Source organism: Constrictibacter sp. MBR-5, assembly GCF_040549485.1.
Taxonomy (GTDB): Bacteria; Pseudomonadota; Alphaproteobacteria; order JAJUGE01; family JAJUGE01; genus Constrictibacter.
In genome coordinates this window covers 329,303-354,023 of sequence record NZ_JBEPTK010000001.1, presented here as the reverse complement: position 1 = coordinate 354,023, position 24,721 = coordinate 329,303, and the positions used below count along the sequence as shown (strand labels likewise).

24 protein-coding genes are annotated in these 24,721 nt (G+C 69.7%); 14 read left to right on the top strand and 10 right to left on the bottom strand.

What is annotated here, in order from left to right; translation table 11 throughout:
- Positions 1 to 38: 38 nt before the first annotated feature.
- The 4 genes from ABIE65_RS01650 (at position 39) to ABIE65_RS01635 (ending at position 3,928) form a co-directional block, all read left to right on the top strand.
- A complete protein-coding gene (locus tag ABIE65_RS01650) occupies positions 39 to 1,085 on the top strand; it encodes a PqqD family peptide modification chaperone (RefSeq protein WP_354075098.1) in 1,047 nt (348 codons plus the stop codon).
- Positions 1,078 to 2,625: a glycosyltransferase family protein gene (locus tag ABIE65_RS01645; protein ID WP_354075097.1), complete on the top strand. Its 1,548-nt coding sequence runs from the start codon at positions 1,078 to 1,080 to the stop codon at positions 2,623 to 2,625. Before ABIE65_RS01650 ends, ABIE65_RS01645 begins: the two co-directional genes overlap by 8 nt.
- On the top strand, positions 2,622 to 3,578 hold the full coding sequence (locus ABIE65_RS01640) for a hypothetical protein (protein WP_354075096.1): 957 nt from the start codon (positions 2,622 to 2,624) through the stop codon (positions 3,576 to 3,578). Before ABIE65_RS01645 ends, ABIE65_RS01640 begins: the two co-directional genes overlap by 4 nt.
- A gap of 65 nt (positions 3,579 to 3,643) precedes the next feature.
- The gene (locus tag ABIE65_RS01635) at positions 3,644 to 3,928 is read left to right on the top strand and encodes a PqqD family protein (protein ID WP_354075095.1); all 285 of its coding nucleotides are present in this window, start codon (positions 3,644 to 3,646) and stop codon (positions 3,926 to 3,928) included.
- A gap of 16 nt (positions 3,929 to 3,944) precedes the next feature.
- Here the strand turns inward: ABIE65_RS01635 and ABIE65_RS01630 are convergent, their stop codons facing one another.
- Positions 3,945 to 7,034: a multidrug efflux RND transporter permease subunit gene (locus tag ABIE65_RS01630; protein WP_354075093.1), complete on the bottom strand. Its 3,090-nt coding sequence runs from the start codon at positions 7,032 to 7,034 to the stop codon at positions 3,945 to 3,947.
- Positions 7,035 to 7,044: 10 nt separating this feature from the next.
- Positions 7,045 to 8,172, bottom strand: coding sequence for an efflux RND transporter periplasmic adaptor subunit (locus ABIE65_RS01625; protein WP_354075092.1), 1,128 nt, complete (start codon positions 8,170 to 8,172; stop codon positions 7,045 to 7,047).
- A 340-nt stretch (positions 8,173 to 8,512) separates the two neighbouring features.
- On the opposite strand from ABIE65_RS01625, the gene ABIE65_RS01620 reads away from it, so the two are divergent.
- Together ABIE65_RS01620 and ABIE65_RS01615 are read left to right on the top strand one after the other, a co-directional pair.
- Complete coding sequence (locus ABIE65_RS01620; protein ID WP_354075091.1) at positions 8,513 to 9,739, top strand: putative DNA modification/repair radical SAM protein; 1,227 nt, start codon at positions 8,513 to 8,515, stop codon at positions 9,737 to 9,739.
- Complete coding sequence (locus ABIE65_RS01615; protein ID WP_354075090.1) at positions 9,726 to 11,186, top strand: UdgX family uracil-DNA binding protein; 1,461 nt, start codon at positions 9,726 to 9,728, stop codon at positions 11,184 to 11,186. Before ABIE65_RS01620 ends, ABIE65_RS01615 begins: the two co-directional genes overlap by 14 nt.
- A 6-nt stretch (positions 11,187 to 11,192) precedes the next feature.
- On the opposite strand, the gene ABIE65_RS01610 is transcribed toward ABIE65_RS01615, so the two are convergent.
- From ABIE65_RS01610 to ABIE65_RS01595, 4 genes are all read right to left on the bottom strand, one after another.
- Entirely contained in the window at positions 11,193 to 12,221 is a 1,029-nt protein-coding gene (locus ABIE65_RS01610) for a permease (RefSeq protein WP_354075089.1), read from the bottom strand.
- Between the two features lie 55 nt (positions 12,222 to 12,276).
- Positions 12,277 to 12,600, bottom strand: coding sequence for an ArsR/SmtB family transcription factor (locus ABIE65_RS01605; RefSeq protein ID WP_354075088.1), 324 nt, complete (start codon positions 12,598 to 12,600; stop codon positions 12,277 to 12,279).
- Positions 12,601 to 12,633: 33 nt separating this feature from the next.
- A complete protein-coding gene (locus tag ABIE65_RS01600) occupies positions 12,634 to 13,707 on the bottom strand; it encodes a zinc-binding metallopeptidase family protein (RefSeq protein ID WP_354075087.1) in 1,074 nt (357 codons plus the stop codon).
- 106 nt (positions 13,708 to 13,813) lie between these two features.
- Positions 13,814 to 14,470 carry an alpha/beta hydrolase gene (locus ABIE65_RS01595; RefSeq protein WP_354075086.1) on the bottom strand — a complete coding sequence of 219 codons (657 nt, stop codon included), beginning with the start codon at positions 14,468 to 14,470 and terminating at the stop codon, positions 13,814 to 13,816.
- A gap of 246 nt (positions 14,471 to 14,716) precedes the next feature.
- Here ABIE65_RS01595 and ABIE65_RS01590 point away from each other — a divergent pair, with 246 nt between their 5' ends.
- Together ABIE65_RS01590 and ABIE65_RS01585 are read left to right on the top strand one after the other, a co-directional pair.
- Complete coding sequence (locus ABIE65_RS01590) at positions 14,717 to 15,838, top strand: cysteine desulfurase family protein (protein WP_354075085.1); 1,122 nt, start codon at positions 14,717 to 14,719, stop codon at positions 15,836 to 15,838.
- A gap of 79 nt (positions 15,839 to 15,917) precedes the next feature.
- On the top strand, positions 15,918 to 16,079 hold the full coding sequence (locus ABIE65_RS01585; RefSeq protein WP_354075084.1) for a hypothetical protein: 162 nt from the start codon (positions 15,918 to 15,920) through the stop codon (positions 16,077 to 16,079).
- Positions 16,080 to 16,091: 12 nt separating this feature from the next.
- Here ABIE65_RS01585 and ABIE65_RS01580 read toward each other — a convergent pair whose 3' ends face one another.
- On the bottom strand, positions 16,092 to 16,850 hold the full coding sequence (locus ABIE65_RS01580) for an enoyl-CoA hydratase/isomerase family protein (protein WP_354075083.1): 759 nt from the start codon (positions 16,848 to 16,850) through the stop codon (positions 16,092 to 16,094).
- Positions 16,851 to 16,945: 95 nt separating this feature from the next.
- Positions 16,946 to 17,491 carry a GNAT family N-acetyltransferase gene (locus tag ABIE65_RS01575; protein WP_354075082.1) on the bottom strand — a complete coding sequence of 182 codons (546 nt, stop codon included), beginning with the start codon at positions 17,489 to 17,491 and terminating at the stop codon, positions 16,946 to 16,948.
- Positions 17,492 to 17,593: 102 nt separating this feature from the next.
- Between ABIE65_RS01575 and ABIE65_RS01570 the strand changes: the two genes are divergently transcribed.
- On the top strand, positions 17,594 to 19,168 hold the full coding sequence (locus ABIE65_RS01570; RefSeq protein ID WP_354075081.1) for a DHA2 family efflux MFS transporter permease subunit: 1,575 nt from the start codon (positions 17,594 to 17,596) through the stop codon (positions 19,166 to 19,168).
- A 5-nt stretch (positions 19,169 to 19,173) separates the two neighbouring features.
- Here the strand turns inward: ABIE65_RS01570 and ABIE65_RS01565 are convergent, their stop codons facing one another.
- Positions 19,174 to 19,875 carry a DUF4126 domain-containing protein gene (locus ABIE65_RS01565; RefSeq protein ID WP_354075080.1) on the bottom strand — a complete coding sequence of 234 codons (702 nt, stop codon included), beginning with the start codon at positions 19,873 to 19,875 and terminating at the stop codon, positions 19,174 to 19,176.
- A 155-nt stretch (positions 19,876 to 20,030) separates the two neighbouring features.
- Here ABIE65_RS01565 and ABIE65_RS01560 point away from each other — a divergent pair, with 155 nt between their 5' ends.
- The 5 genes from ABIE65_RS01560 to ABIE65_RS01540 all read left to right on the top strand — a co-directional run bounded on the left by ABIE65_RS01560 (position 20,031) and on the right by ABIE65_RS01540 (position 23,672).
- The gene (locus tag ABIE65_RS01560; RefSeq protein WP_354075079.1) at positions 20,031 to 20,291 is read left to right on the top strand and encodes a hypothetical protein; all 261 of its coding nucleotides are present in this window, start codon (positions 20,031 to 20,033) and stop codon (positions 20,289 to 20,291) included.
- Entirely contained in the window at positions 20,291 to 20,815 is a 525-nt protein-coding gene (locus ABIE65_RS01555; protein WP_354075078.1) for a hypothetical protein, read from the top strand. The genes ABIE65_RS01560 and ABIE65_RS01555 overlap by 1 nt, the downstream gene beginning before the upstream one ends.
- A 175-nt stretch (positions 20,816 to 20,990) precedes the next feature.
- Positions 20,991 to 22,103, top strand: a complete 1,113-nt coding sequence (locus tag ABIE65_RS01550; RefSeq protein WP_354075076.1) for an amidohydrolase family protein — start codon at positions 20,991 to 20,993, stop codon at positions 22,101 to 22,103.
- A complete protein-coding gene (locus tag ABIE65_RS01545) occupies positions 22,100 to 23,227 on the top strand; it encodes an amidohydrolase family protein (protein WP_354075075.1) in 1,128 nt (375 codons plus the stop codon). Before ABIE65_RS01550 ends, ABIE65_RS01545 begins: the two co-directional genes overlap by 4 nt.
- Before the next feature lie 7 nt (positions 23,228 to 23,234).
- Positions 23,235 to 23,672: a Rieske (2Fe-2S) protein gene (locus ABIE65_RS01540; protein ID WP_354075074.1), complete on the top strand. Its 438-nt coding sequence runs from the start codon at positions 23,235 to 23,237 to the stop codon at positions 23,670 to 23,672.
- A 17-nt stretch (positions 23,673 to 23,689) separates the two neighbouring features.
- Here the strand turns inward: ABIE65_RS01540 and ABIE65_RS01535 are convergent, their stop codons facing one another.
- Positions 23,690 to 24,712, bottom strand: coding sequence for an SDR family oxidoreductase (locus tag ABIE65_RS01535; RefSeq protein WP_354075073.1), 1,023 nt, complete (start codon positions 24,710 to 24,712; stop codon positions 23,690 to 23,692).
- Positions 24,713 to 24,721 lie beyond the last annotated feature (9 nt).

Below are 24,721 nucleotides of genomic sequence, written 5' to 3'. Positions count from 1 at the left end.
GTCGGGTCGAGGGCTTCGCGCACATCGGTGACGAAGGCTTGGTCATCGGCGCTGCCGACCGCCCGGTCCTGCTCAGCGCAATCGGGGAGCGGATCTGGGAAGCCGCCGAGTACGCCACCACCCTCGATAAGATCTCTGCCGCTCTGACGGCGCGATACGACATCGACGCGGAGACGTGCCGGCGTGAGGTGGCTCGCTTCCTGAGCATGCTCGGCGGCAGGGGGCTGATCGTCGAGGTCGACGCACCCGACCCGATGCGCGACCGGTATCTGTCACTGCTCAAGCGGGCGCTGGTCAACCTGATCTACGTCGACAACGAGCAGCGGTTGTGGCTGCTCTGCGGTCCGGACGGACCGCCGGCCGAGCCGCCGAGCCAGACGCATATGCGCGACATCCGCTACCGCGAGCCGGCGGGGTACCAGTCGCTGGTCGACGCCAAGCGGATCGGCACGGTCATCAACCGGCAGCCGGGCCGCTATGCCCACACCATGGTCGGGCTGCACGGACTGACGCATATCGAACGGCTGGCCGAACGGCTGTTCGCCGAAGGGATCGCGGGCGATTTCGTCGATGCCGGAACCTGCCGCGGCGGCTGCGCCATCCTGATGCGCGCGCTGCAGCAGGCGTTCGGCGAGGCGCAGCGCCGGGTGTGGGTGGCGGACAGTTTCAGCGGCGTGCCGCCCTCGACGGCGGCGGCGGATCTGCGCGACAAGGTCGACCTGACGGAGGAGCGCTATCCCTGGCTGACGGCGTCGCTGGAGACGGTTCGCGACAACTTCGCGACCTACGATCTGCTGGACGACGGGGTTCGGTTCCTGCCCGGACTGTTCGCCGACACGCTGGCCGACGCGCCGATCGGCGCCATCGCGCTGCTCCGGATCGATGCCGACCTCTACAGTTCGACCATGGAATGCCTGGAGGCGCTGTACGACAGGGTCGTCCCCGGCGGCTTCGTGATCGTCGACGACTATGCGTGGCTGCCGTCGTGCCGCGAAGCGGTGGACGAATTCCGCGAACGCCGCGGGATCACGGCGCGGATCGAGCGGGTCAACTGGACGGTGATCCACTGGCGCAAGGATGAATGAGCCGGCGCCGGCCTCCGTGCTGCATCTCCACGCGCTGGACCGGTCGGGCGAGGACGAGGGGCAGTTCCAGCATCGCATCGCCAACCCGATCGCGTTGCTCGCGACCGATCCGGACTTCGCGCCGACGCATCGCTCCTGGCTGAGCCCCGACGCGCCCCGGCTGGCGATGTCTGCGGACATCGTGGTCGTCCATGGCCTGGCCCGCGAGGAGATCGAGGGGCTGATCAGGGAGCGGCGCCGGGCGGGCCGGATCACGCTGTTCGAGATCGGCGACGAACTGTCGTCGCCGCGGCCCTGGAGCCGGCGGAGCCCCGATGCTCCCGGTCCGCTGACGGTGGGACGCGTCCTGCTCCACGCGTCGCTGTCCGACGGCGTCCAGTTCTCGTCGCCCTGGCTGCGCGACCGGTACGCCGCCGTGAACCCGTGCAATGCCGTGCTGGACAATTTGGTCGCCTTTCCGCCGTCGGTGCCGGGGAAGCCGGACGGCTTCGTGCTGGGTTGGGCGGGGACGCGCTCGCACGAGACGGACCTCGCGTCGCTGGCGCCCGCCATCACGGCGTTCTGCCGGCGCCATCCCGATGTCCGCTTCGCACTGATGGGCGATCCCGAACTCTGGCCACCTTTCGAGACGCTCGGGGCGCAGTTCGCCGCGCGGCCGTTCGGCGCGTACGCGGACTACCGGGCGTTCCTGGCCGGCCTGCACGTCGGGTTGGTTCCCCTCGGCGACACGGTCTTCAACCGCGGGCGCTCGGACGTGAAGCCGGTGGAGATGGCGGCGGCCGGGGCGGTGGTGCTGGCACAGGACGCACCGGCATACCGGCATCTCGGCGGTACGGTGGAGTTGTTCACGGACGGGGCAGACCTCGGCGCACGGCTGGAGCGGCTCTACCGGGACCGCGCGACGCTGGCGGATACCGCCTGCGCGATGCGCCGCGCCGTCGGTGCCCGGCGCGGCGCAGCCGCCGTGCGGGCGCAGCAGATGGACTGGTACCGGCGATGGCCGGCGACGCCGGGTGGCCCGCTGCCGCCGCCCCCCGACCCCGATCCCGCGCCGCGGTTGGACAACGCCCTGCAACGCGCCCGCGGCGGCGACGGGCTCGCGGCGCTGGAGACGGCGGCGGGCCTGCTCGCCGAGGATGCCGACCACGCCCAGGCGCGGTGGCTGGCGGCGCGCCTGCTGGCCAGGCTCGGCCGGACCGACGAAGCGCTGGCCGTCGGGGCGGCGCTGGCGGCGTGTCCGGTGTTCCGGCACGTCTGGTGGCCGTTCGCCGCCACCCTCACCGGCGATCGGGACCTCCGGCAGCGCACCGGCATTCCCTTTCTGCGTATAGCGCCCCGGGGCGAGGGCGACGCCGAGACCGCCCGCTATCATCGGGACATGCTGGCCGCACACCCCTTCCATCCGTTCGCCCTGGCGGTCGAACAGCGGCGGCTGGAGCGACAGGGCGACATGGCGACGGCGGCGGTGCTGCGCATGCGCCGACGGTTGCTGGAGAGCCGCTCGACCGCCACCACGGTCGACAGAGGAAGCGGACCGTGAACCGCGGTCGCCGATATCGCGCCTACGGACTGACGATCGAATCGGAGATCGCGCTGCCCGCGTCTGCGGAGTTCGAACCCGGCCGGACGCCGGACCTCACGATCCGTGAGGGGCCGCTTCTGGAGGCGCCGGGCGCGGGCAGCGATATCGCCGTGGTGTCGCCCCTGCTGCGGCTCGCCTTCCGGGCTGCCGATCGCTGGGAGATCCATGCCTGCGGCTTCGATCCGGCCCAGCGCTACGCCGCCAGCGTGCGACCCGGACGGGTCGACGTGGGGTGGAACGCGGGCGTGTTGCGCGGCGACGTGGCCCGCCACCTCGTGAGCCTGGTGCTCGCCGCGCACGCCTATGTCCGCGGCGGCGTCTGCCTGCACGGCTGTGCCGTCGCGACCGGGGATCGCGCGACCCTCGTCCTGGGGGCCAGCGGCCGGGGGAAATCCACCCTCGCCGCCGCGATGATCGCGGAGGGCGCGCGGCTGGTCTCCGAGGAGATCGTCATGCTCGGCGCCGATCCGCTGACCGTGGTCGCCGGCACGCCGGCCGTAAAGGTTTCCCCGCAGATCGCCGCTGTCCTGGGATTCGCCGGTCGGGCGCGCCCGGCCTACGCGCATGCCGATTACGGGCACGAGGGGGTGCTCGTCGATCTCGACGGGGCGCAGTTCGTGTCACGCGCGGCATTGCCGATCGGCGAGATCATCCTCCTGGGGCAGCGGCACGGCGGGGAGCGCCCGGCACTGTCACCGCCGTTGCCTGCGGTGCAGGCGGCCGCCGCGCTGGCCGATTGCGGTTACTGGGTGCCGCATTTGCCGCCGGAAGAGCGGGGCAGGGTGATGGGGGCGGCGCTCGAAATCGCCTGCCGACGGCCCGTCCGCACCCTGAGCCTGCCGGACGACGTCTCGGCGCTGCCGCAGGCCACGCGCCTGCTGTCCCGGCGTCTCATGTCCGGGCGGCCGTGAGCGAAGCCGCGGTGCTTGACGAACCTGCCGGTCGATCGCGTGCGACCGAAACGAGGATGATTGCGATGGCGTCCGTTGCACCCGACGAAACACTCCGCCGCAACGACGGCATGATCGGCGCGCCCGTCGAGGGCGGCTATGTCGTGCTCGACGTCGAGGCGGGGAAATACCTGCACCTCAACGCCACCGCCCTGCGGGTGTGGGAGATGCTGGAGGAGCCGATGACCTTCGCGGCACTCTGTGCGGCGCTGCAGGAGCGGTTCGACGTGGAGCCGGACCGATGTGCGAAGGAGGTCGGCGCCCTGGCCGAGCGGATGCTCGCCGCGGGCCTGATCCGCAAGGGCGGCTGACGCCCGCGCCGGCGCATTAGTGCGCCGGCGCTTCCGCCCCCCGGCGTGCCACGGCCTTCGCCCTGTCGCGGCTGTGGTCGCGCGCGACGAGGGTGTAGACGGCCGGCGTCACGAACAGGGTGAACAGCGTCCCGATCGTCATGCCGGCGGCGATGACGATGCCCAGGTCGCTGCGGCTGCGCGCACCGGCGCCGTCGGCGATGATCAGCGGGATCATCGCCAGCACGATGGCGGCGGTGGTCATCAGGATCGGCCGCAGGCGAACGGCGGCGGCCTCCTCGATGGCCTCGCGCCGGCCCATGCCCTCCTCCTGCAGCTTGTTGGCGAAGTCGACCATCAGGATGCCGTGCTTGGAGATCAGGCCGATCAGCGTCACGAGGCCGATCTGCGTGTAGATGTTGACGCTGGTCAGGCCCATGATTCCGCCGATGTTCAGCGGCAGCAGCGCGCCGAAGATCGAGGTCGGCAGGGCGATCAGCACGATGAACGGGTCGCGGAAGCTCTCATACTGGGCGGCCAGCACCAGGAAGATGACGATCAGCGCGAAGCCGAAGGTGACGACCAGGGTGCCGCCCTCCTGGATGAACTGCCGGCTCTCGCCCTGATAGTCGTAGCTGAAGCCCTCCGGCAGGATGTCGGCGGCTTCCGATTCCAGGAAATTGAGCGCGTCGCCCAGGGTCTGCCCGGGGAAGGGCACGCCCGACAGGGTGGCGGCATTGAGCTGCTGGAAGCTGGTCAGCGCGTTCGGCTGCACCGTCTGCGCGATCGAGGCGACCGTCGACAGCGGCACCATCTCGCCGCCGCTGGTGCGCACCTGATAGCGCGTCAGCCAGTCGGCGGTCAGCCTGAAATCGCGCGGCACCTGCGGGATGACCTCGTAGCTGCGGCCGTACAGGTTGAACCGGTTGACGTAGCCGCCGCCCAGCATGGTGCCGAGCGCGACGCCGACATCCTCCATGCTGATGCCCAGGCTGTTCGCCTTGTCGCTGTCGATGCGGAACTCGTACTGCGGCGTGTCGAACTTCAGGTCGGTGTCGGTGAACAGGAACATGCCGCTCTTGGTTGCCGCCTGCTGCAGCTGCTCCATGACGGTCGCGAGCTGCTGATAGTCGTTCGTCGTCGTGACGACGAACTGCAGCGGCGGGCCCCCGGTCGAGCCGGGCAGGGCCGGCGGCGAGAAGGCCAGCACCTGGCCGGTCGCCACCTTGGCCAGATCCGGCTGCAGGGACTGGGTGATCTCCTTGGCCGTGCGCGATCGCTCGGCCCAGGGCTTCAGCAGCAGGCCGGCGAAGGCTTCGTGCACGCCGCCGGAACCGTTGATCGTGAAGACGTGCGCCTGCTCGGGCACCTTGGCGAAGGTTTCGTAGAGGTTCGCCGTCGTGCGCTCGAGATAGTCGAGGTTGGCGTATTGCGGCGTCTTCACCATGGAGAAGACGATGCCCTGGTCCTCCTCCGGCGCCAGTTCCTGGGGGGTCGACAGGTAGAGCAGGCCGGTCATCGCGATTACCGCCGCCAGCACGAGGATGGTCATCGCGCGGAAGTCGAGCGTGCGGTGCAGGCGGCGCTGGAAGCGCTGCTTCAGCCGGTCGAACATCCGGTCGAGGAACTTCACGAACCGGCCCTGCTCGGTGGTCGGGCGCAGCAGGCGCGAGCACATCATCGGCGAGAGCGTGAGCGCGACCACACCGGAAACGACGACCGAGCCCGCGAGGGTGAACGCGAACTCGCGGAAGAGGGCGCCGGTCAGGCCCGAGACGAAGCCGATCGGGGCGTAGACGGCGGCCAGGGTGATCGTCATGGCGATGACGGGCAGGGCGATCTCGCGCGCGCCCTTCAGTGACGCCTCGTAGGGCGTCATGCCCTCCTCGATGTGCCGGTAGATGTTCTCCACGACCACGATGGCGTCGTCGACGACGAGCCCGATGGCCAGCACCAACGCCAGCAGCGTCAGCAGGTTGATCGAGTATCCCAGCGCGACCAGCATGATCATCACGCCGATCAGCGAGAGCGGGATCGTCACGATCGGGATCAGCGTCGAGCGCAGGTTGCCGAGGAAGAGGAAGATGACGACGACGACGATGACCGCCGCCTCGATCAGCGTGCGCGCGACCTCGTCGATCGACGCGCGGATGAACTCCGTCGAATCGTAGGCGATGGCGGCGTCCAGCGCCGGCGGCAACTGCGCCTGGATCTCCGGCATGGTGTTGCGGACGTCGGTGATCACCGTCAGCGGGTTGGCGGTCGGCGTCGCGTAGATGCCGACGAACACCGCTTTCAGCCCGTCGAACACGGAGGAGGCGTCGACGCTCTGCGGCCCGAGCTCCACTGTGGCAATGTTGCCGAGCCGGATGAGCGAATCCTGGCGCGTCGCCACCACCAGGCGCGAGAAGGCCTCCGCGCTGTTCAGCGACGTCAGCGCCTCGATGCCGGTCTGCACGAAGTCGCCTTTGATCTGGCCCGCCGCCGAGGTGAAGTTGTTTGCGGCCAGGGCCGTGCGAACGTCCGCCGGTGTGATGTCCAGCGCCGCCATCCGGTTCGGGTCGAGCCAGATGCGCATGGCGAAGGTCTGGCCGCCCAGGATCTCGGCATTGGCGACGCCGTCGACCGTCTGCAGGCGCGGCTGGACGACGCGGGTCAGATAGTCGGTGATCTGCGACCCGGTCAGCTCGTCCGAGTTGAAGGAGAGGTACATAAGGGCGAAGCCCTGGCCCGTCTGCTTCACGACGATCGGGTCGTTCGCCTCGCGCGGCAGGACGCCGCGGACCTGGTTGACCTTCGACAGCACGTCGGTGGCGGCGCGGTCGGGGTCGGCGTTGAGGCGCAGGTTCAGCGTCACCGTCGACACGTTCTGCCGCGACGTCGACACGAGCGTGTCGATGCCCTCGGTGCTGGCGACCGCCTGCTCGATCGGCGTGGTGATGAAGCCCTTGATCAGGTCGGCGTTGGCGCCCGGATAGGACGTGGTGACCGTGATCGTGGTGCTGGAGAGTTCCGGGTACTGCCGGATCTGCAGGCTCAGCCCGGCCTGCAGGCCGATCAGGAGGATCAGGAGGCTGACGACCGTCGCGAGGACGGGGCGCCGGATGAAGATGTCGGTGATGGCCATCCTGGCGGTCCTATTCCTTCGGTCGGACGGCGGGCGGCGTCAGGATCTCGGCCTGTTCGATGCGCACGCGGCTGCCGGTATGCAGCTTCAGCTGCCCGGAGGTGACGACCTGGTCGCCGGCCTTGATGCCTTCGGTGATCGCCACCCGGCCCTCGCGCGTGTCGCCGGTGCGCACGAAACGGCGCTCGATCGGCCTGCCGGCCTCCGCCGCGGCACCGTCCTCGCCGACGACATAGACGCTGTCGCCGTAGAGACTGTAGGTCACGGCCGTCCGCGGCACCGTCACGACGGTCGCCGCGTCGCCCGCGACCACGGCGACGTTCGCGAACATGCCGGGCAGCAGGCGGCGGTCGGGATTCGCCAGTTCGGCCCGCACCAGGACGTTGCGCGTCTCCTCGTTCACGCGGGCATCGATGGAGTCGATCTGGCCCTTGAAGACGACCCCCGCATAGGCGTCGACCGTCACCTCGACGGTCTGGCCGGTGCGCAGCATGTCGAACTGCTGCTCCGGGATCGGGAAGTCGGCATAGATCGGGTCGAGCTGCTGCAGCGTCACCATCGTGGTGCCGGGCGAGACGTAGGCGCCCAGGTCGACGACCCGGATGCCGAGGCGGCCGGGGAAGGGCGCCTTGATCACCTTCTGCGCGATCAGCGCCCGCGTCCGGTCGATCGTCGCGGCCGCGACGTCGCGGTTTGACTGTGCGGTGTCGAACGCGGTCTTGCTGGTGTTGCCGCGGCCAAGCAGCTCGCGCTGCCGCGACAGGTTCAGTTCGGCGTTGCGCAGCTCCGCCTGACCCGCCTTCAGGTCCGCCTGTTCGATGGAATCGTCGATCTGGACCAGGACCGCGCCGCGCTCGACGGTGCTGCCCGATTCGAACCGGATCGCCGAGACGAGGCCCGACACCTGGGGGGCCACGTCGATCCCGCGGATGGCGCGCAGGCTGCCGATCGCCGGGAGCCGGGTCTGCCACTGCTCCTGCCGTGCGGGTTCGGCGGTGACGGTCACCAGCGGCTGCGGTGCGCCGGTGATGAAGCCGCGGACCATCTCCGGCTTCATGACGAACTGGAACCAGGCAAAGCCGCCGATCAGCGCAGCCAGCACGACTGCCGCTACGACGAGGATTGCTGCGCGCTTCATGGACGGACCCACCTGACGATCAGTGTCCTCCCGCACCGGGGAGGGGATGGAGCATTCCCGCTGCGGCTCCGCATCGGGCGTAACAAAGCCGCAACGACCGCCGGGGGCGGAGCGTGACGGCCTAAGCACTAAGTATCGGGCGACCCTAACACTTCGTTGCCGCCGAGTCGGCTCCCGTCGATCAATACCCTCTGCCACGCCCGCGCACGCCCCGCCAACAATGGGGATCAGGCGCGCGCGTTCACATGACGTTGATCGGCAACACGGCCTTGCCGCGACGGCGGCGACGAACTAGAACATATAGGGAACATGACGGGCAAGCGCGACGCGTGGACGGACCATGGACCTGAAGGACAAGCTCGCCATCCTCGCCGACGCGGCGAAATACGATGCGTCCTGCGCCTCGGGTGGCAAGGGCAAGCGGGGTGCGGCGCCGACCGACGCTGGGGCGGGGATGGGCATCTGCCACAGCTACGCGCCCGACGGCCGCTGCATCTCGTTGCTGAAGATCCTGCTCACCAATTTTTGCGTCTTCGACTGCGCCTATTGCGTGAACCGCGTTTCCAGCAACGTGCCGCGGGCGCGCTTCACGGTTGCGGAGGTCGTCCGGCTGACGCTGGGCTTTCACGCCCGCAACTATATCGAGGGCCTGTTCCTGAGCTCCGGGATCATCCGCGACGCCGACTACACGATGGAGCGGATGGTGGCGGTGGCGCGCGCATTGCGCGAGGAGCACGGCTTTCGCGGCTACATCCACCTGAAGACCATTCCCGAAGCGTCGGAGGAGCTGATCGCCGAGGCGGGGCGGCTCGCCGACCGGCTGAGCATCAACGTCGAACTGCCGACGGCGGCGGCGCTGCGCCATCTGGCGCCGGAGAAGGACGAGAGCGTCATCCGGCGGAGCATGGGGCGCATGCGCCTGCGCATCGACGCGGCCCGCGAGGAGCGGCGCCCGGCGAGTTTCGCCCCGGCCGGCCAGTCGACGCAGATGATCGTCGGCGCCGATGCGGCGACCGACGCCACCATCCTGGGGACCAGTGCCAAGCTGTACGGGTCCTACGGGCTGCGGCGGGTCTATTACTCGGCGTTCAGCCCGATCCCCGACGCCAGCCGGACGCTGCCGTCGCGGCCGGCGCCGCTGCTGCGCGAGCACCGGCTCTATCAGGCCGACTGGCTGTTCCGCTTCTACGGCTTCGCCACCGAGGAGATCTTCGCCGGCGGCGGCGACGGCATGCTCGACCTGGAGATCGATCCGAAGCTGGCCTGGGCGCTGCGCCACCGCGACCGCTTTCCGCTCGACGTCGACCGGGCGTCGCGCGAGGACCTGCTGCGCGTGCCGGGCCTGGGCGCGCGCAATGTCGACCGCATCCTGGCGATCCGCCGGCACCACGGTGTGCGGGTCGCCGACCTGGCGCGGCTGCGGGTGCCGCTGAAGAAGGTTCTTCCCTTCCTCTGCACGTCCGATCACACGCCGCGCGCGGCGGAGATCGAGTCGGCGCAATTGCGGCGGCAACTGGCGCCCGCGCCGGCGCAGCTGTCGCTGTTCGACGGCCATGCAGCACATTGACCTGGGCTTCGAGGCGGATTTCGACGGCTGGCGCGCCGCCGCCCGCCGGCTGGTGGCCGGGCGCGTGCCGCCCGGCGACGTCGTCTGGACGGTGGCCGACCGTCAGCGGGACCTGTTCGCGCCGGCACCGGTCCCCGACCGGCAGGCGGAGCCGCCCGCGCCGGCCTTCACCGTGCCGCGCGCCTTCGTCACCCTCGCGGCCGATGCGATCTGCCACAGCGACCGCGAGCGGTTCGGGTTGCTCTACGCCCTGCTCTGGCGGCTGCACGCGGGCGAGCGGTCGCTGCTGGAGATCGCCTCGGACCCGCTGGTCGCGCGGGTGTCGGAGATGGCGAAGGCGGTTCGGCGCGACCAGCACAAGATGAAGGCCTTCGTCCGCTTCCGCGAGGTCGCGGACGAGGACGGCGGGGTGCGCTTCCTGTCGTGGTTCGAGCCCGAGCACTTCGTCGTGGACTCGCTGGCGCCGTTCTTCGCCGACCGTTTCGCGGCGATGCGCTGGGCGATCCTGACACCCTATCGCAGCATGGCGTGGGACGGCGAGGCGGTGACCTTCGGCCCCGGCGGCAGGCGCGAGGCGGTGCCGGACGCCGACGCGCTCGACGACCAGTGGCGCACCTACTATGCGAGCATCTTCAACCCGGCGCGCCTGAAGCCGGCGCACATGCGCGCCGAGATGCCGAAGAAATACTGGCACAACCTGCCGGAGGCACGGCTGATCCGGCCGCTGATCGAGGCGGCGGGCGGGCGAGCCGGCGCCATGGTGGATCGCGGCGGGACGGTGCCGGCGAAACGCACCGCGCAGGCGGTCGCGGCGCGCTCGGCGCTGGAGGTACCGGCGGCGGATGTCCCGCTCGCCGCCGAGGCCGCCGGCTGCCGCGCCTGTCCCCTCTGGCGCGACGCGACCGGCACGGTGTTCGGCGAGGGGCCCGCCACGGCCGGCATCATGTTCGTCGGCGAGCAGCCGGGCGACCAGGAGGATCTGGCGGGCCGGCCGTTCGTCGGGCCGGCCGGCGAGGTGTTCGACCGGGCGCTGGCCGAGGCCGGCCTCGACCGGCTCGACGTCTACGTCACCAACGCGGTGAAGCACTTCAAATTCAGGCTGCGCGGCAAGCGCCGCATCCACGAGCGGCCGGGGCGCGGCGAGGTGCAGGCCTGTGGGCAGTGGCTCGCCCGCGAGATCGCCCAGGTCCGGCCGCGCCTGATCGTCGGCCTGGGGTCGACGGCGCTCTTCGCCCTGCTGGGCCGCGACCTGCCGGTGACGCGGGTGCGCGGCCGCGTCCTGCAGCGCGCCGACGGCATCCCGGTCCTCGCGACCGTCCACCCTTCCTACATCCTGCGCCTGCCGGAGGAGGCGGCCCGGACGGCCGCGTATGCGCGCTTCGTCGAGGACCTCAGGCCGATCGCGGCCGGCCCCGTCGGCCGCGAGGCGGCGTCGGCCTCCGCCTGACCGGGCTCAGGCGAGGCCGTACAGCAGCCCGGAGGCGATGGCACCGGCGACGGCGAAGCCGATATAGGCGGCGAAGACCGGCGGCCGGGCGACCGCCCAGACGGCGATCGCGGCGGGAATGCTGGTGACGCCGCCGGCGATGAGGAAGGTCATCGCGACGCCGCCGCCCATGCCCTGGGTCATCAGGCCGGACACCAGCGGCAGCGCGGCATAGCCGTTGAGGTAGGCCGGGATGCCGACGAAAGCCGCACCGACCACCTGGAGCAGGCCGTCGCCGCCGGCGAAGCGGGCCACGGTCTCGGCGGGGATGTAGGCCAGCATCAGGCTCTCCAGCAGGAAGGCCAGGATCAGCCACTTGCCGAGGAACAGCAGCGTGTCGACGGCGCCGGTACCGAACGCCGTGCGTCGCGCCGGCTCGTCCCAGAAGCGCCAGACCACCGCCTTCGGGTTGCGGATCTTGGCGCCGCCGCAGCCGCCGTTGCCGACGCCCTCGCGCAGGCCTTCTGTCAGCAGGCCGCGGCGCTGCAGCAGGTGGATGCCGAACCCGCCGAGTAGCCCGACGCCCAGGGCCGCGGCGGTCTTGGCGAGAGCGAAGCCGAGCCCGAGCGTGCCCGTCGTCATCAGGAACATCGAGGGATCCATCAGCGGCGAGGCGAGCCAGAAGGCCATGACCGGCGCCAGCGGCACGCCCACGGCGAGGAGGGCGGCGATGATCGGAATGACGCCGCACGAGCAGAAGGGCGACAGCGCCCCGACGGCCGCCGCGACCGGCACCATCATCAGGACATGGCCCTGGAAGGCGCGGGCGATCAGGTGCTCGGCGCCGGTCGCCTTGGCGTAGGCGGCGATCCCGGCCGACAGCACGAGGAAGGGGGCCACCCCGAGCAGGGCGCGGGCCGTGAAGATCAGCGAGGCCTCGGCCTGGGTCGGGGACAGGGCGAGCAGAAGCACGAGGATGCAGGCGATCGCGAGCCAGGCGCGATCGAGGCGGGAGACCCTGCCCGGCAGGGAGGCTGCGACCGAAGCGAGCTGCATGCTACGATACCCCTAGAAAAGTCGTTCTATCGGCCAAAAAAACGGGGCCAAAAAATCAGGCGACCATGCCGCTCCGGCACGCGACGCCCGCACAGCATTCCTGCGTCAGCCAGCCGAGAAGGTGCTGCATCGCCGCATAGTCGGCGGTGCAGACGACCTCGCGGCCGTTCCGCGCCTGGACGACGAGACCGGCCCGGGTGAGGGCGGCGAGGTGGTGGGCGAGCGTCGAAGCGGGCATGTCCATATGCCGCTGCACCTCGCCCACGATCAGGCCGTCCGTCCCCGCCCGCACCAGCAGCTTGAAGAGCCGCAGCCGCGTCCGGTTGCCCAGGGCGGCGAGCGCATCGGCTGCCGCCTGTTCGGAAAGCACGTCTTCCATGGACCGGACGATAGAACTAGAAATGTCGTGGAGTCAATCCGCCTTGTCGGCGCCCCGGCTGATGAGGTCGTGCACGAAGCGCAGCTTCTCGATCACGTCCGGAGGCAGGACGAAGGGATAGAGGTCCGGCTGCCCCATGCTGCGGTTCAGGCTGTTGACCGCATAGGTGAGCGGCAGCCACCCGGCGATCAGGTCGTCGAACGGTCGCCCGTCATAGGGGTCGAAGTCGAGGCGGGCGGACAGGTCCTTGTCGGTGCCGGCGTCGGGGCGGACGCGCAGGTTGAAGGCGCCGGCCATCTCCAGCGTGTCCATGATGTGCAGATAGTGCGCCCAGGTCTCGGCCCAGTCCTCCCACGGATGGGCGGTGGCGTAGGAACTGACGAAATGGTCGGGCCAGTTCGCCGGCGGGCCGTTCTGATAGTGGTTCTGCAGCGCCTCGCCATAGTCCGCGCGCTCGTCGCCGAACAGGGCACGATAGGCATCCAGATGATTGCGGTCGCGAACCAGGACGTCCCAGTAATAGTGGCCGACCTCGTGGCGGAAATGGCCCAGCAGCGTGCGATAGGGCTCGCCCATCTCCAGCCGGTGCTTCTCGCGATGGGCGTCGTCCGCCTCCGCGACGTTCAGCGTGATCAGGCCGTCGGCATGGCCGGTGGTCACCTTCGTCCCGTCCGGCGTGCCGTCGTCGGCGAGGAAATCGAACGCCAGGCCCTGCGGCTTGTCGTCGACCTTGGCCACGATCGGCAGGCCGCACCGCAGGAGCGAGAAGACCAGCCGCCGCTTGGCGATCTCGATCTTCTGCCACAGGGCGAGGTTCTCGGGATTGTCGAGGTCCGGGATCGTGCGGTTGAGGCGGCAGGCGATGCAGAGCGTCTCCGGCTCCTCCGTCGGCACCAGCCAGTTGCAGGCGTCGTGCGCCGCGTTGGCGCAAAACCGATAGGAACGGTCGGGGTCCGCAACGGGGTGCCACGTGCCATCGTCGTCGGGCGTCAGCGCGTGAAGTTCCATGTCCTCGACGCGGAAGCCCAGCGTATGGCCGCAACGGAGACAGTGGCTGTTCTCGAAATAGACGAGCTGCCCGCAGTTCTGGCACTCGAACAGGCGCATTGGTTTCAATCCCGATGGAATGGTGCGCGCTGGAACGGCGCCTTACGGGATTGGTTCCCGCGCCCGCTCCCTTGCGGGAGGGGCAACCCCGCCGGGAACTACGGCCTCAAGCGACCGCCGCTTCCTGTCCGAGCGCATGCTCCAGATAGGTCTCGACGTGCTCGACCAGCTCCGGGATGCGATCCTGGAAGACGTGGTTGGCGCCGCCGATGCTGCGGAAGTCGATCGTGATGCCGCGCTGGTTCGAGAGGCGGTCGACGAGCTTCTTCACGTCGGCGCGCGGCACGATTTCGTCCGCGTCGCCGTGGACGATCAGGCCGGAGGAGGGGCAGGGCGCCAGGAAGGTGAAGTCGTAGGTGTTCGCCGGGGGCGCCACGGAGATGAAGCCGTTGATCTCCGGCCGGCGCATCAGCAGCTGCATGCCGATCCAGGCGCCGAAGGAGAAGCCGCCGACCCAGGCGACCGGCGCGCTGGGATTGACCGCCTGCAGCCAGTCGAGCGCCGCCGCCGCATCCGCCAGTTCGCCCTCGCCGCGGGCGAAGCGCCCCTGCGACCGGCCGACACCGCGGAAGTTGAAGCGGAGGACGGAGAAACCGCGCCGGGTGAAGGCGTGGAACATGTTGAGGACGACGCGATTGTTCATCGTCCCGCCATGCAGCGGGTGCGGATGCAGGAGCACCGCGATGGGCGCTCCGGCGACGGGACTGTGGTGGTAGCGGCCTTCAATGCGGCCTTCGGGGCCGTTGATGATCACTTCCGGCATATGCCTGGGCACCTGCTGCGTGTTGCGCTATCCGACGGCTGGCGAATCGCGGCCAGCCGGAGCCGGTGCGCACGAAATTGCGGTGCGGTACACGAGCTTGATCGGCACGGCGCGACAGCCATATGGCGTCCGGCGCGGCTGTCGAGGCATCGATGCCGGCCACGCAGCGTGCGCCACTCGCTAAATGGGCCGAACCGGAAGAGCTTTCAAGCATTTCGGCGGTTCCGACGGAGCCAAGCCGAACATATGGGCGCCCCGATCTATCTCGATTACAACGCCAGCGCGCCGCTGCGGCCGGAAGCACGCGCTGCGATGGTCGGCGCGCTCGGCACGATCGGGAACCCCTCTTCGGTGCATGCGCAGGGCCGTCAGGCGCGCCGTCTGGTGGAGGAGGCACGCGCATCGGTCGCTTCGCTTCTCCGCGCCGCGCCCGCGGCGGTCGTCTTCACCAGCGGCGGAACGGAGGCGAGCGCCCTGGCCCTGCGTCGCAGCGGCCGGCGCCGGGTGCTCGTCTCTGCCGTGGAGCACGACTCCGTCCTCTCCGCCGTGCCCGACGCGGCGGTCGTGCCCGTCGACGCGCACGGGCTCGTCCGGCTCGACGTCCTGGCCGAGATGCTGGCTGCCTCGGACGAGCCGGCGCTGGTCGCGCTGATGCTGGTCAACAACGAGACGGGTGTGGTCCAGCCGGTCGCCGCCGCTGCCGAGATCGCAAAGACACACGGCGCGCTGCTGCACTGCGACGCGGTCCAGGCAGCGGGCCGACTCGACGTGGCGGCAGAGGCGGCAGGCGCGGATTTCATCGTGGTCTCGGCGCACAAGCTCGGCGGGCCGGCCGGCGTCGGCGCGCTCGTCCTCGGCCCCGGCGTTTCGCTCGAGCCGCAGCGCGGCGGCGGTCAGGAGCGCGGGCGCCGCGCCGGGACGGAAAATCTCGTCGGCATAGCCGGTTTCGGGGCTGCGGCGGCGCTGGCCGTCGCGGATCCTGTGGAGATGCAGCGCCTCGACGCGCTGCGCCGGCAGCTGGAGGAGGGGGTGCAGTCGGTATGTCCGGAGGCGGTCGTGCATGGCGTGCAGGCGCGCCGCGCGGCGGGGACGAGCTGTATCGGGATGCCGGGCGTGTCCGCGGAGACGCAGCTGATGGCGTTCGACCTCGCCGGGATCGCCGTCAGTGCCGGTGCGGCCTGTTCCTCGGGTAAGGTGTCGGCGTCCCACGTGCTCCGGGCGATGGGCGTGACGGAGGCAGAGGCGCGCTGCGCGATCCGCGTGAGCTTCGGCTGGGGCACGGCGCCCGCGGACATCGACCGGCTGATCGGCGCCTGGGCCGATCTCCATCGCCGGACACGGGCACGACGGGCGGGCGGTGGGGCGTAGGCGATCGCGCATTGACGGACTGGCAACAACCGGCCGCTAGCATGCGGCCGCATCGAACCGAGGGCGAGGGCCGCGAGACATGAGACTGTTGATGATCGCTGCCGCGGCGGCCCTGATGGCCGGCTGTTCCGTCGTCGGAGCGACGGTGGGCGTCGCCGGTGCGGTGGTGGAGACGGGCGTGGACGTCACCACGACGGCGGTCGGAACGACCGTCGACGTGGTGACCTATCCGGTCCGCTGATCGCTGCGCCGGTCAGCCCGGCTTGCCGGTGAAGACGGGCTTGCGCTTCTCGCGGAACGCCCGGCCGCCTTCGGCCTGATCCTCGCTGCGGGCGAGGGAGAGCAGCTGGCGGCGGGCGAGCGCCGCCTTCTCCGAGGGGCCGCGCGCCATGACGTCGTCGCGCACGAAGCGCTTCAGCATGCCCATGACCATCGGCGAGCTGTCGGCCAGGATCTTCGCATACTCCATCGCGCCCTCGACCTGCTGGCCGGTCGGCACGACCTTGTTGACCATCCCGACCTCGTAGGCGCGCTGCGCGTCGAAGCGCTTGCCGGTCAGCATGAACTCCATGGCGATCTTGTGCGGGATGCGCGCTGCGACGCTCGCCACCAGGCCGCCGCAAAAGCCCAGCTGCGCCTCCGGGTAGAAGAAGTTCGCGTTCTCGGCCGCCACGGCGATGTCGCAGAACTGGACGAGGCAGAAGGCGCCACCGACGCAGTGGCCGGCGACCGCGGCGATCAGCGGCTTGTCGACGTCGACGCCGACGCCCGGCATGCACTCCCAAAGGTCCGGGTCGCGCGGCGGGTCGGTCAGGTCGGCGCCGACCGAGAAGGCGCGGTCGCCGGAGCCGGTAACGATCGCCACGCGGTCGTCGGAGGCCTGCAGCCGCTTCATCGCCTCGCGCAGCTCGATGACGAGGCCGTTCGACAGCGCGTTGAGCTTGTCCGGACGGTTGAGGGTGATCACCGCGATGCGGTTCTCGGAGGTATAGGTGACCAGTTCGCCGCTCACGCGCGTATCTCCTAGAGGTTCTGCTTGTCGGAATGTCCGGATCTTATCGCGCGGCCGGGCCGGGCGAAAGCCGGGCGGAGAGACCGGAGCGAGGGTCAGTCGTCGCCGAGATGTTCCGACCGCCGCAGGGCGAAGAAGGGCAGCATCAGGCCGTAGTGGAACTGCCGGCCCTCGGGTCTCAGCCCGATTTTCGTCAGGACGTTCTGCGAGGCCAAGTTCTCGGGGGCCGTCACGCCGACGATCGGGTCGAAGCCCATGACTCGAAACCCGTGGTCCAGGACTGCCCGGCCCGCCTCGGTCGCGACGCCGCGGCCCCAGACGGCGGGAACGTAGCGGTAGCCGATCTCGATCAGGCCCGACTCCTGCAGCGGGAAGAGGGCGCACCATCCGAGAAAGCCTGCAGGGCCGCCCGCCGCCTGCGGGTCGCGCCATTCCACGACCCAAAGCGCGCCGGTCCGTGGCCAGCCGTCGAGGATCCGGTCGGTCAGTTCCTTGCGGTGCGCGTCGGGCGAACGGTCGTGCAGGTTGGGCAGATGGCGCTGCACCTCCGGATCCATGTCCATGGCCAGGTTCGCCTCGACATCGTCGAGGGTGCGCGCCCTGAGGCGCAGTCGGGGGGTCGATAGGGCCGGTACGATCATGGCGCCGAGGATAGCCGGGCGCCGTGGCGGAGGGCAGCCGGTTTCCCTCCGTCGCCAATGGCGTCACAATCGTGACATGGACCGCCAGCGCGCCCCCTCGCCTTGACCAACGAATCCATCGAAGTCCTGTTCGAGCGTTACGGCCAGTCCTACCGGTGGCTCGTGACCATCGGCGGCCTGCTCGGGGCGTTCGCGATGGTGCTGTCGGCGACGATCGTCAACGTCGCCGTGCCGCACGTCATGGGTGCATTCGGCGTCGGCCAGGACGAGGCGCAGTGGATGGCCACCGCCTTCATCGCGACGATGACGGCGAGCCAGCTGCTCAACGCCTGGGTCGTCGCGGCGCTGGGGCAGCGGGTCGCCTTCCTCTGCACCCTGGGCGTATTCATCGTCGGCACCCTGGTCAGTGCCACGTCGCAGTCGATCGACATGCTGATCGTGGGGCGCGTGCTGCAGGGCTCGGCGGCCGGCGTCGTCCAGCCGCTGGTCATGGTGACGATCTTCCAGGTGTTCCCGGCGAACCGGCGCGGCCTCGCCATGGGCATCTACGGAACGGGCGTCGTCATGGCGCCGGCCATCGGCCCCGCCCTCGGCGGCATCATGATCGACACCTTCTCCTGGCGGCACATGTTCCTCATGCCGCTGCCGTTCGTCGCGGTCGCGTTCCTGATGGGAACGATCTTCATGCCGACGCGCGCCCACCGCGGGCCGACGCCGAAATTCGACTGGACCGGCTACATCCTTCTGTGCGCGGCGATCTTCCTGCTGCTGACCGCCGCCGCGAAGGGGCCGCGCGAAGGCTGGCTGTCCGACACGATCCTCCTGGAGTTCATCCTGGGCAGTGCCGCGGCCGTCGGCTTCGTCTTCTCGCAGATCCGCGGGCGCGCGCCGATCCTCGACTGCACCCTCTTCCAGAATCTCAAGTTCGCCTCGGCGGCGTCCGTCGCCTTCGTCTTCGGCGCCGGCAACTTCGCATCGACCTATGTCATCCCGGTGTTCGTGCAGACGATCCAGGGCTACACGGCGACGCGTGCCGGCATGGTGATCCTGCCGGCCGGCCTGCTCCTGGTCGCCTGCCTGCCGCTGACGGGTCGGGCGGCGGACAGGCTGCCCGACCATGTGCCGGTGATGGCCGGGCTCGCCTTCTTCGCGCTCGGCATGGCGCTGATGGTCACGTCCGACGTCAACACGCCGTTCTGGACGTTTGCCGCCTTCGCCATGGTCGGCCGCTTCGGCCTCGCTTTCATCCTCCCCTCGCTCAGCGCCGCAGCGCTGCGGGCGCTGCCGCCGGAGCAGCTGAACAAGGGGTCGGGGTCGCTGAACTTCTTCCGGCAACTCGGCGGCGCGGCGGGCACGAACCTGATCGTCGTCTGGCTGCAGCTCCGCACGATGTTCCATGCCGAGGCGCTGACGGCGACCCAGACGGCCGACAACAACACGGTGCGCCAGTTCCTCGACACGGTGGGAACCAGCCTCGAATCGGCCGGCCTGTCGAGCGCGCTCAGCGACCCGATGGCGCTCGACTATCTCGGCAAGGTGGTCTACGCGCAGGCCCTGACCATGGCCTACCAGGACAGCTTCATGATCCTGGCGATCGTCTTCGTGCTGGCCCTGCCGCTCGCCTGGGTGCTCGGCCGCGTCAAGCGGCAGGCGCCGGTGGCGGCACCCGCCGAGTAGGGGGGTCAGGCCGGGCGGTCGCCCGGCCGGCCGCGATCGAGGGCCAGGGTGAAGCTCGCATCGCCGTCGGTAAGGTCGGTGCGGTTCGTCGCGCTGGGTTCGGGGGCGTCGGGCGTCCCGCCGAGCCAGCCGCGGATGCGTGCGGCGACCGCCTTCAGGCCGCGCCAGATCTTCGGCAGCAGCCAGATCATCGCGACCAGTGCCGCGGCCAGCAGGACCAGGAAGAGCCCCGGGTTCGCCAGGGCCAGCCACAGGCCCCCCACCACCGCGACGTCCTCGGCCACCGACGCCGTCCAGTTGCTGAAGGGCTCGGGCGAGGTGTTGATGAGCATGCGCGTCCCGGCCTTGGTCGCATGGGCGGTCGCCGCCATGCCGCCGCCGACGATCAGCGCCACCGTCTCCGCCACCGGCGACACGTCGCCCACGGCCATCGCCGCCAGCACGGCGCCGGCCGGGATGCGGATGAAGGTGTGGACGGTGTCCCAGGCGGTATCGACGCCGGGCGTCTTGTCGGCGAAGAACTCAATGAAATACATGAAGCCGGCGGCCGCGATCACCGCCGGATGCTGCAGGATCGTCAGCCCCTCCGGCAGGACCATGGAGTCGGTGGCGCCGAGCAGTCCGAGCGTCAGCATGGCGGCGTAGAGGTTGAAGCCGCTCGCCCAGCCTAGGCCCATGGTGATGGCGATGGTCTCGACGATGCCCATGCCGGTTTGCCTTCCTAGCGTCGTGGACGATCACAGTCGAAGGTGCTGTGGCGAGATTCAGATCGGTGCGCCGCCGGGGTTGAACAAGAGATTTGCCCGAGCCGATGCGTTGGGCGACCTGCTAATCTCGGTCTCTGTTGCGACTGGAGGATAAGATGCAGAGCGATCTTGCAACGCTGAGGCAGCGAGCTTTTGCAGCGATCGAGGCCTCTTCCCTGGCTGTCCCGATCCAGGATATCGCACTGGAATCCGACCGTGACGATGAGGGCGGCGAATTTCTGCGGGTCATGGTGCAGGTGGGGCCCGGTGTTGCACCGCGTGACGAAGACCTGATGAGGCTGCTCGAGATCGTAGAAGACGCGATCGGAGAGGTCGACGAGCGTTATCCCAGCGTGCGCTTTTCGGATGCGGCTTAATGCCGACATACGACGAGGAACTCCTCGATGCCGCGCGACGTCTGATTGCCCGCCGGGCAGGGCAGAGGGGGCGGTTGCCCGTTGCGCGCGTCCGGCGGAGCATCTCGACCAGTTACTATGCTCTGTTTCATTTCATCCTGGATGAGGTCGGGCAGCGGGTCGTCGGCACACACAATGATCTGCGCGTCCGTCGCCGCATCATCTCGCGGACGGTGGCGCACGCCGACGTCAAGAGTGCCCTGGACAAGGTGCGCGGGACGATGGTCGATCCTTCGGTCGCGGCGTTTCTGGGATCGCCGACAGCCGCGAATGATGCCGTCGCCACTCCGAGATTCGTGCGCGATTTGGCCAGGGCCTTTTTGGATGCTCAGGCGAAGCGGCACGACGCCGACTACGACATGAACAAGAAATTGGGCGAGGCAGACGCCAGGCTGCTGCATTCGCGTGTCAGGGATGTGGTCAGGCTCTGGAGAGCCTCGCAAACGGCGGCGGAGCGCGAGGCAAGCACGCACTCTGTCTCTTGATCCTCTTGAACGGCAAGCTTCGCAATTGATCGGATGCTCGCCGCCCCTGGTTTTCGCCGGGCGCGGCGCCGCTCCGTTTGACATCCGGGGGCCCCGGCCTCAAATTTGGGCATAAGAAGGTCCGGACAGATTGCCGGCGTCCGCGCGGCGCCGAGGCGGGCCGCGGGAGAGAGACGTGAACGCCCATCCACCCATGCCCGGTTCGGGTCAGGCAGGCGGCAGCCGGGTTCCCGCCGGCGGAATCGACTGCGATATCCACCCGGCGGTGCCCAGCATCAAGGCGCTGCTGCCCTATTTGAGCGACCACTGGCGCGACATGGTCGAGCAGCGCGGCGTGCACGAACTGGACTCCGTCGCCTATCCGAACAACGCGCCGCTGACGGCGCGGCCGGACTGGCGGCCCGCGTCGGGCAAGGCGGGCACCAGCCTCGAGATGCTGCGTACCCAGGCGCTCGACGGCTTCGGCACCAGCCTCGCCATCTGCAACTGCCTGTACGGGGTGCAGCTCTTCTTCTCCGAAGACATGGCGGCCGGCTTCGCGCGGGCGGTGAACGACTGGATGGCGCGCGAGTGGCTCGACCGCGAACCGCGCCTGCGCGCCTCCATCGTGATCTCGCCGCAGTCGCCCGAGGCGGCGGTGGAAGAGATCGAGCGCTGCGCCGCCGACCGCCGCTTCGTCCAGGTGCTGATGCTGGCGATGGACGAGATGCCGCTCGGCCGCCGCCGCTACTGGCCGATCTACGAGGCGGCGGAGCGCCACGGCCTGCCGGTCGGCATCCATGCCGGCGGCGCCTACAAGCACCCGGTCACCCCGGTCGGCTGGCCGAACTATTACACCGAGGATTATGCGGCCCAGGCGCTCGCCTTCCAGCAGACGCTGACCAGCCTGATCTGCGAGGGCGTCTTCGCCAAGTTCCCGGCGCTCAAGGTCGTCATGATCGAGAGCGGCTTCACCTGGCTGCCGGCGCACCTCTGGCGGCTCGGCAAGTACTGGAAGGGGCTGCGCATGGAGATCCCCTGGGTGGACCGCCCGCCCGTCGAGATCGTGCGCGAGCATGTCCGCTTCACCCTGCAGCCCGTCGACGGCCCACCGCATCCGGAGCAGTTGGAGCGGCTGATCGACCACATGCGCTCCGACGAGCTGCTGCTGTTCTCGACCGACTATCCGCACTGGCAGTTCGACGGCGACGCGGCGTTGCCGGAGGGGCTGTCGCCCGACCTTGTTCGGAAGATCATGGTCGACAACCCGCGGGCGACGTACGCCCGCCTGACGGAGACGGTGCAATGACCGCCCCCATGGATACCCAGGTCCTCGATCGCCCGACGGCGCGGCGCCCGGCGCAGACGCGGATCGCCATCGCCGACTGCGACATCCATCCCAGCCCCAAGTCGATCGAGAAGGAGGTCTTCCCCTTCCTCGACAAGCGCTGGCAGCACCACATGCAGACCTACGGGTCCCTGCCGCGTCACGGATACCAGAACGGGCCGGCCTATCCGAAGGGCCAGCCGGACGCCGCACGCCGCGACGCCTATCCGCCGAACGGCGGCCGGCCGGGCAGCGACCTGGAATTCATGCGCGAGCACCATCTCGACCCGCTGAACGTGCAGCTCGGCATTCTCAATCCGCTGCGCAGCGGGCAGGGGATGCAGAACCTGGATTTCGCCATCGCCTATTGCCGCGCCATCAACGAGTGGCAGGTGGCGGAGTGGACGTCGAAGGAGCCGCGCCTCAAGGCCTCCATCGTGGTGCCCTACGAGGATGGTGCCGCCTCGGCGCGCGAGATCGAGCGCTGCGCCGGCAATCGCGACTATGCCCAGGTCCTGCTGCTCAGCCGCACCGCCGATCCCGCCGGCCAGCGCCGCTACTGGCCGATCTACGAGGCCGCCGCCGCGGCCGGGCTGCCGGTCGCGATCCACGCCTTCGGCTACGGCGGCTCGCCGGTGTCGGGCAGCGGCTGGCCCTCCTATTACATCGAGGAGATGGTCGGCCACTCGCAGTGCAGCCAGGCGCTGCTGACCAGCATGATCTTCGAGGGCGTGTTCGAGCGGCTGCCGACGCTGAAGCTGGTGCTGGTCGAGAGCGGCTTCGCCTGGCTGCCGCCGCTGGCGTGGCGGCTCGACAAGCTCGCGACCCGCATGCACGACGAGACGCCGCATCTCTCGATGCTGCCGTCCGAATATATCCGTCGGCAGGTGTGGCTGACGACGCAGCCGATGGAGGAGCCGGAGCCGCGCAAGCACCTGCTCGACACCATCGACTGGATCGGCTGGGACAGGCTGCTGTTCGCGACCGACTATCCGCACTGGGACTTCGACGATCCGCAGTTCGTGCTGCCCCCCAAGGTCGGCGAGGCGCAGCGGCAGAAGTTCTTCATGGACAACGCCCGCGCGGTCTACGCCGACAGGCTCTGAGGCAGGCATGTCGAAACACGTCGTCGCCCCGGTCCGCGACATTCCGCCGGGCAGCCGCAAGCGCGTCATGGTGAAGGGCCGGCCGGTCGTCGTCTTCAACGTCGACGGCGAGTTCTTCGGCATCCTCGACCGCTGCCCGCACCAGGGCGGCAGCCTGTGCGAAGGCAAGCTGATCGGCCTGGTCGAGGCGAACGAGCCGGGCGACTACGCCTATACCCGTCGTGGGGAGATCCTGCGCTGCCCGTGGCACGGCTGGGAGTTCGACATCCGTACCGGCCGTTCGCGCATCGATCCCGACCGGTTGAAGACTCCGGCCTTCGCGGTCGCCGTCGCCGCCGGCGCCGAACTCGCCTGTGCCGGGGCGGTCGAGGGCGAACCGGAGACGCTCCAGGCGGAGACCTTTCCGGTGACCGTCGAAGAGCAGTACGTGGTGGTCGAGGCCTGATCGGCCGCGGCGGTCGGTCAGGCCGCCGCGCCTGTCCGCGGCGGGTCCTTCCGCATCGTCGCAGTTGCCGCCAGTGTCGCCCCTGCGAGCAGCGCGAGCGCGGCCAGGCCGATGGTGCCGGCGTGCTTGACGGCCTCGAACTGCAGGCTGTGGCCGCGTGATTCCCGGGTGAAGCGGCCGCGGGTGGCGTGCAGCCCCTCCACCGGATGGAACAGGTTGTCGGCCCGGTCGAGCGAGATCGGCTCCGCCGTCTGTTGCCCGGCATAGGCGGTCGAGGCGAGGTAGCGATCGAGCAGGCCGGGCGCGACCTTCTGGCCGAGAATCGCCATGGCCGAACTCGCCCCGACGACATACTCGCGCGCCGGATGCTCGGCCGCCCAAAGGATGGCGTCCGCCGCGACCTCCGGTTCGAAGATCGGCGGCACGGGCTGCGGATGGTGGGGCAGATAGGCCCGCGCCCATTCGAACTGCGGCGTGTTCACCGCCGGCAGTTGGACCATGGTGAGGCGCACGGCGCTGCCCTGGTGGATCAGCTCGCAGCGGAGCGAATCGGTGAAGCCGCGGACCGCCGCCTTGGCGCCGCAATAGGCCGACTGAAGCGGTATGGACCGGTAGGCGAGGGCGGACCCGACCTGGACGATGGTGCCGTGTCCGCGCTCTTGCATGCGGTGCAGGGCCGCCATGGTGCCGTTGACGGTGCCGAGGTAGGTCACCTCGGTCACGCGTCGGACCTCCTCGGGTGTCATCTGCTCCACTTCGCCGAAGATGGTCACCATCGCCGCGTTGACCCAGACGTCGATCGGACCGAGCGCCCGCTCGGCCTCCGATGCTGCGGCGGCCAGCGCACTGGGATCCGAGACGTCGGCGACGAGCGGCAATGCACGACCGCCTGCGGCACGCACTTCCTCTGCGGCGGACTCGAGGCCGGACAGGCTGCGGGCGATCAGGGCGACGGCGGCGCCGCGCCTGCCGAAGGCGACCGCGGCGGCACGTCCCACGCCTGCCGAAGCGCCGGTGATCGCGATGACCTGCTGCAGCATCTGATGCTC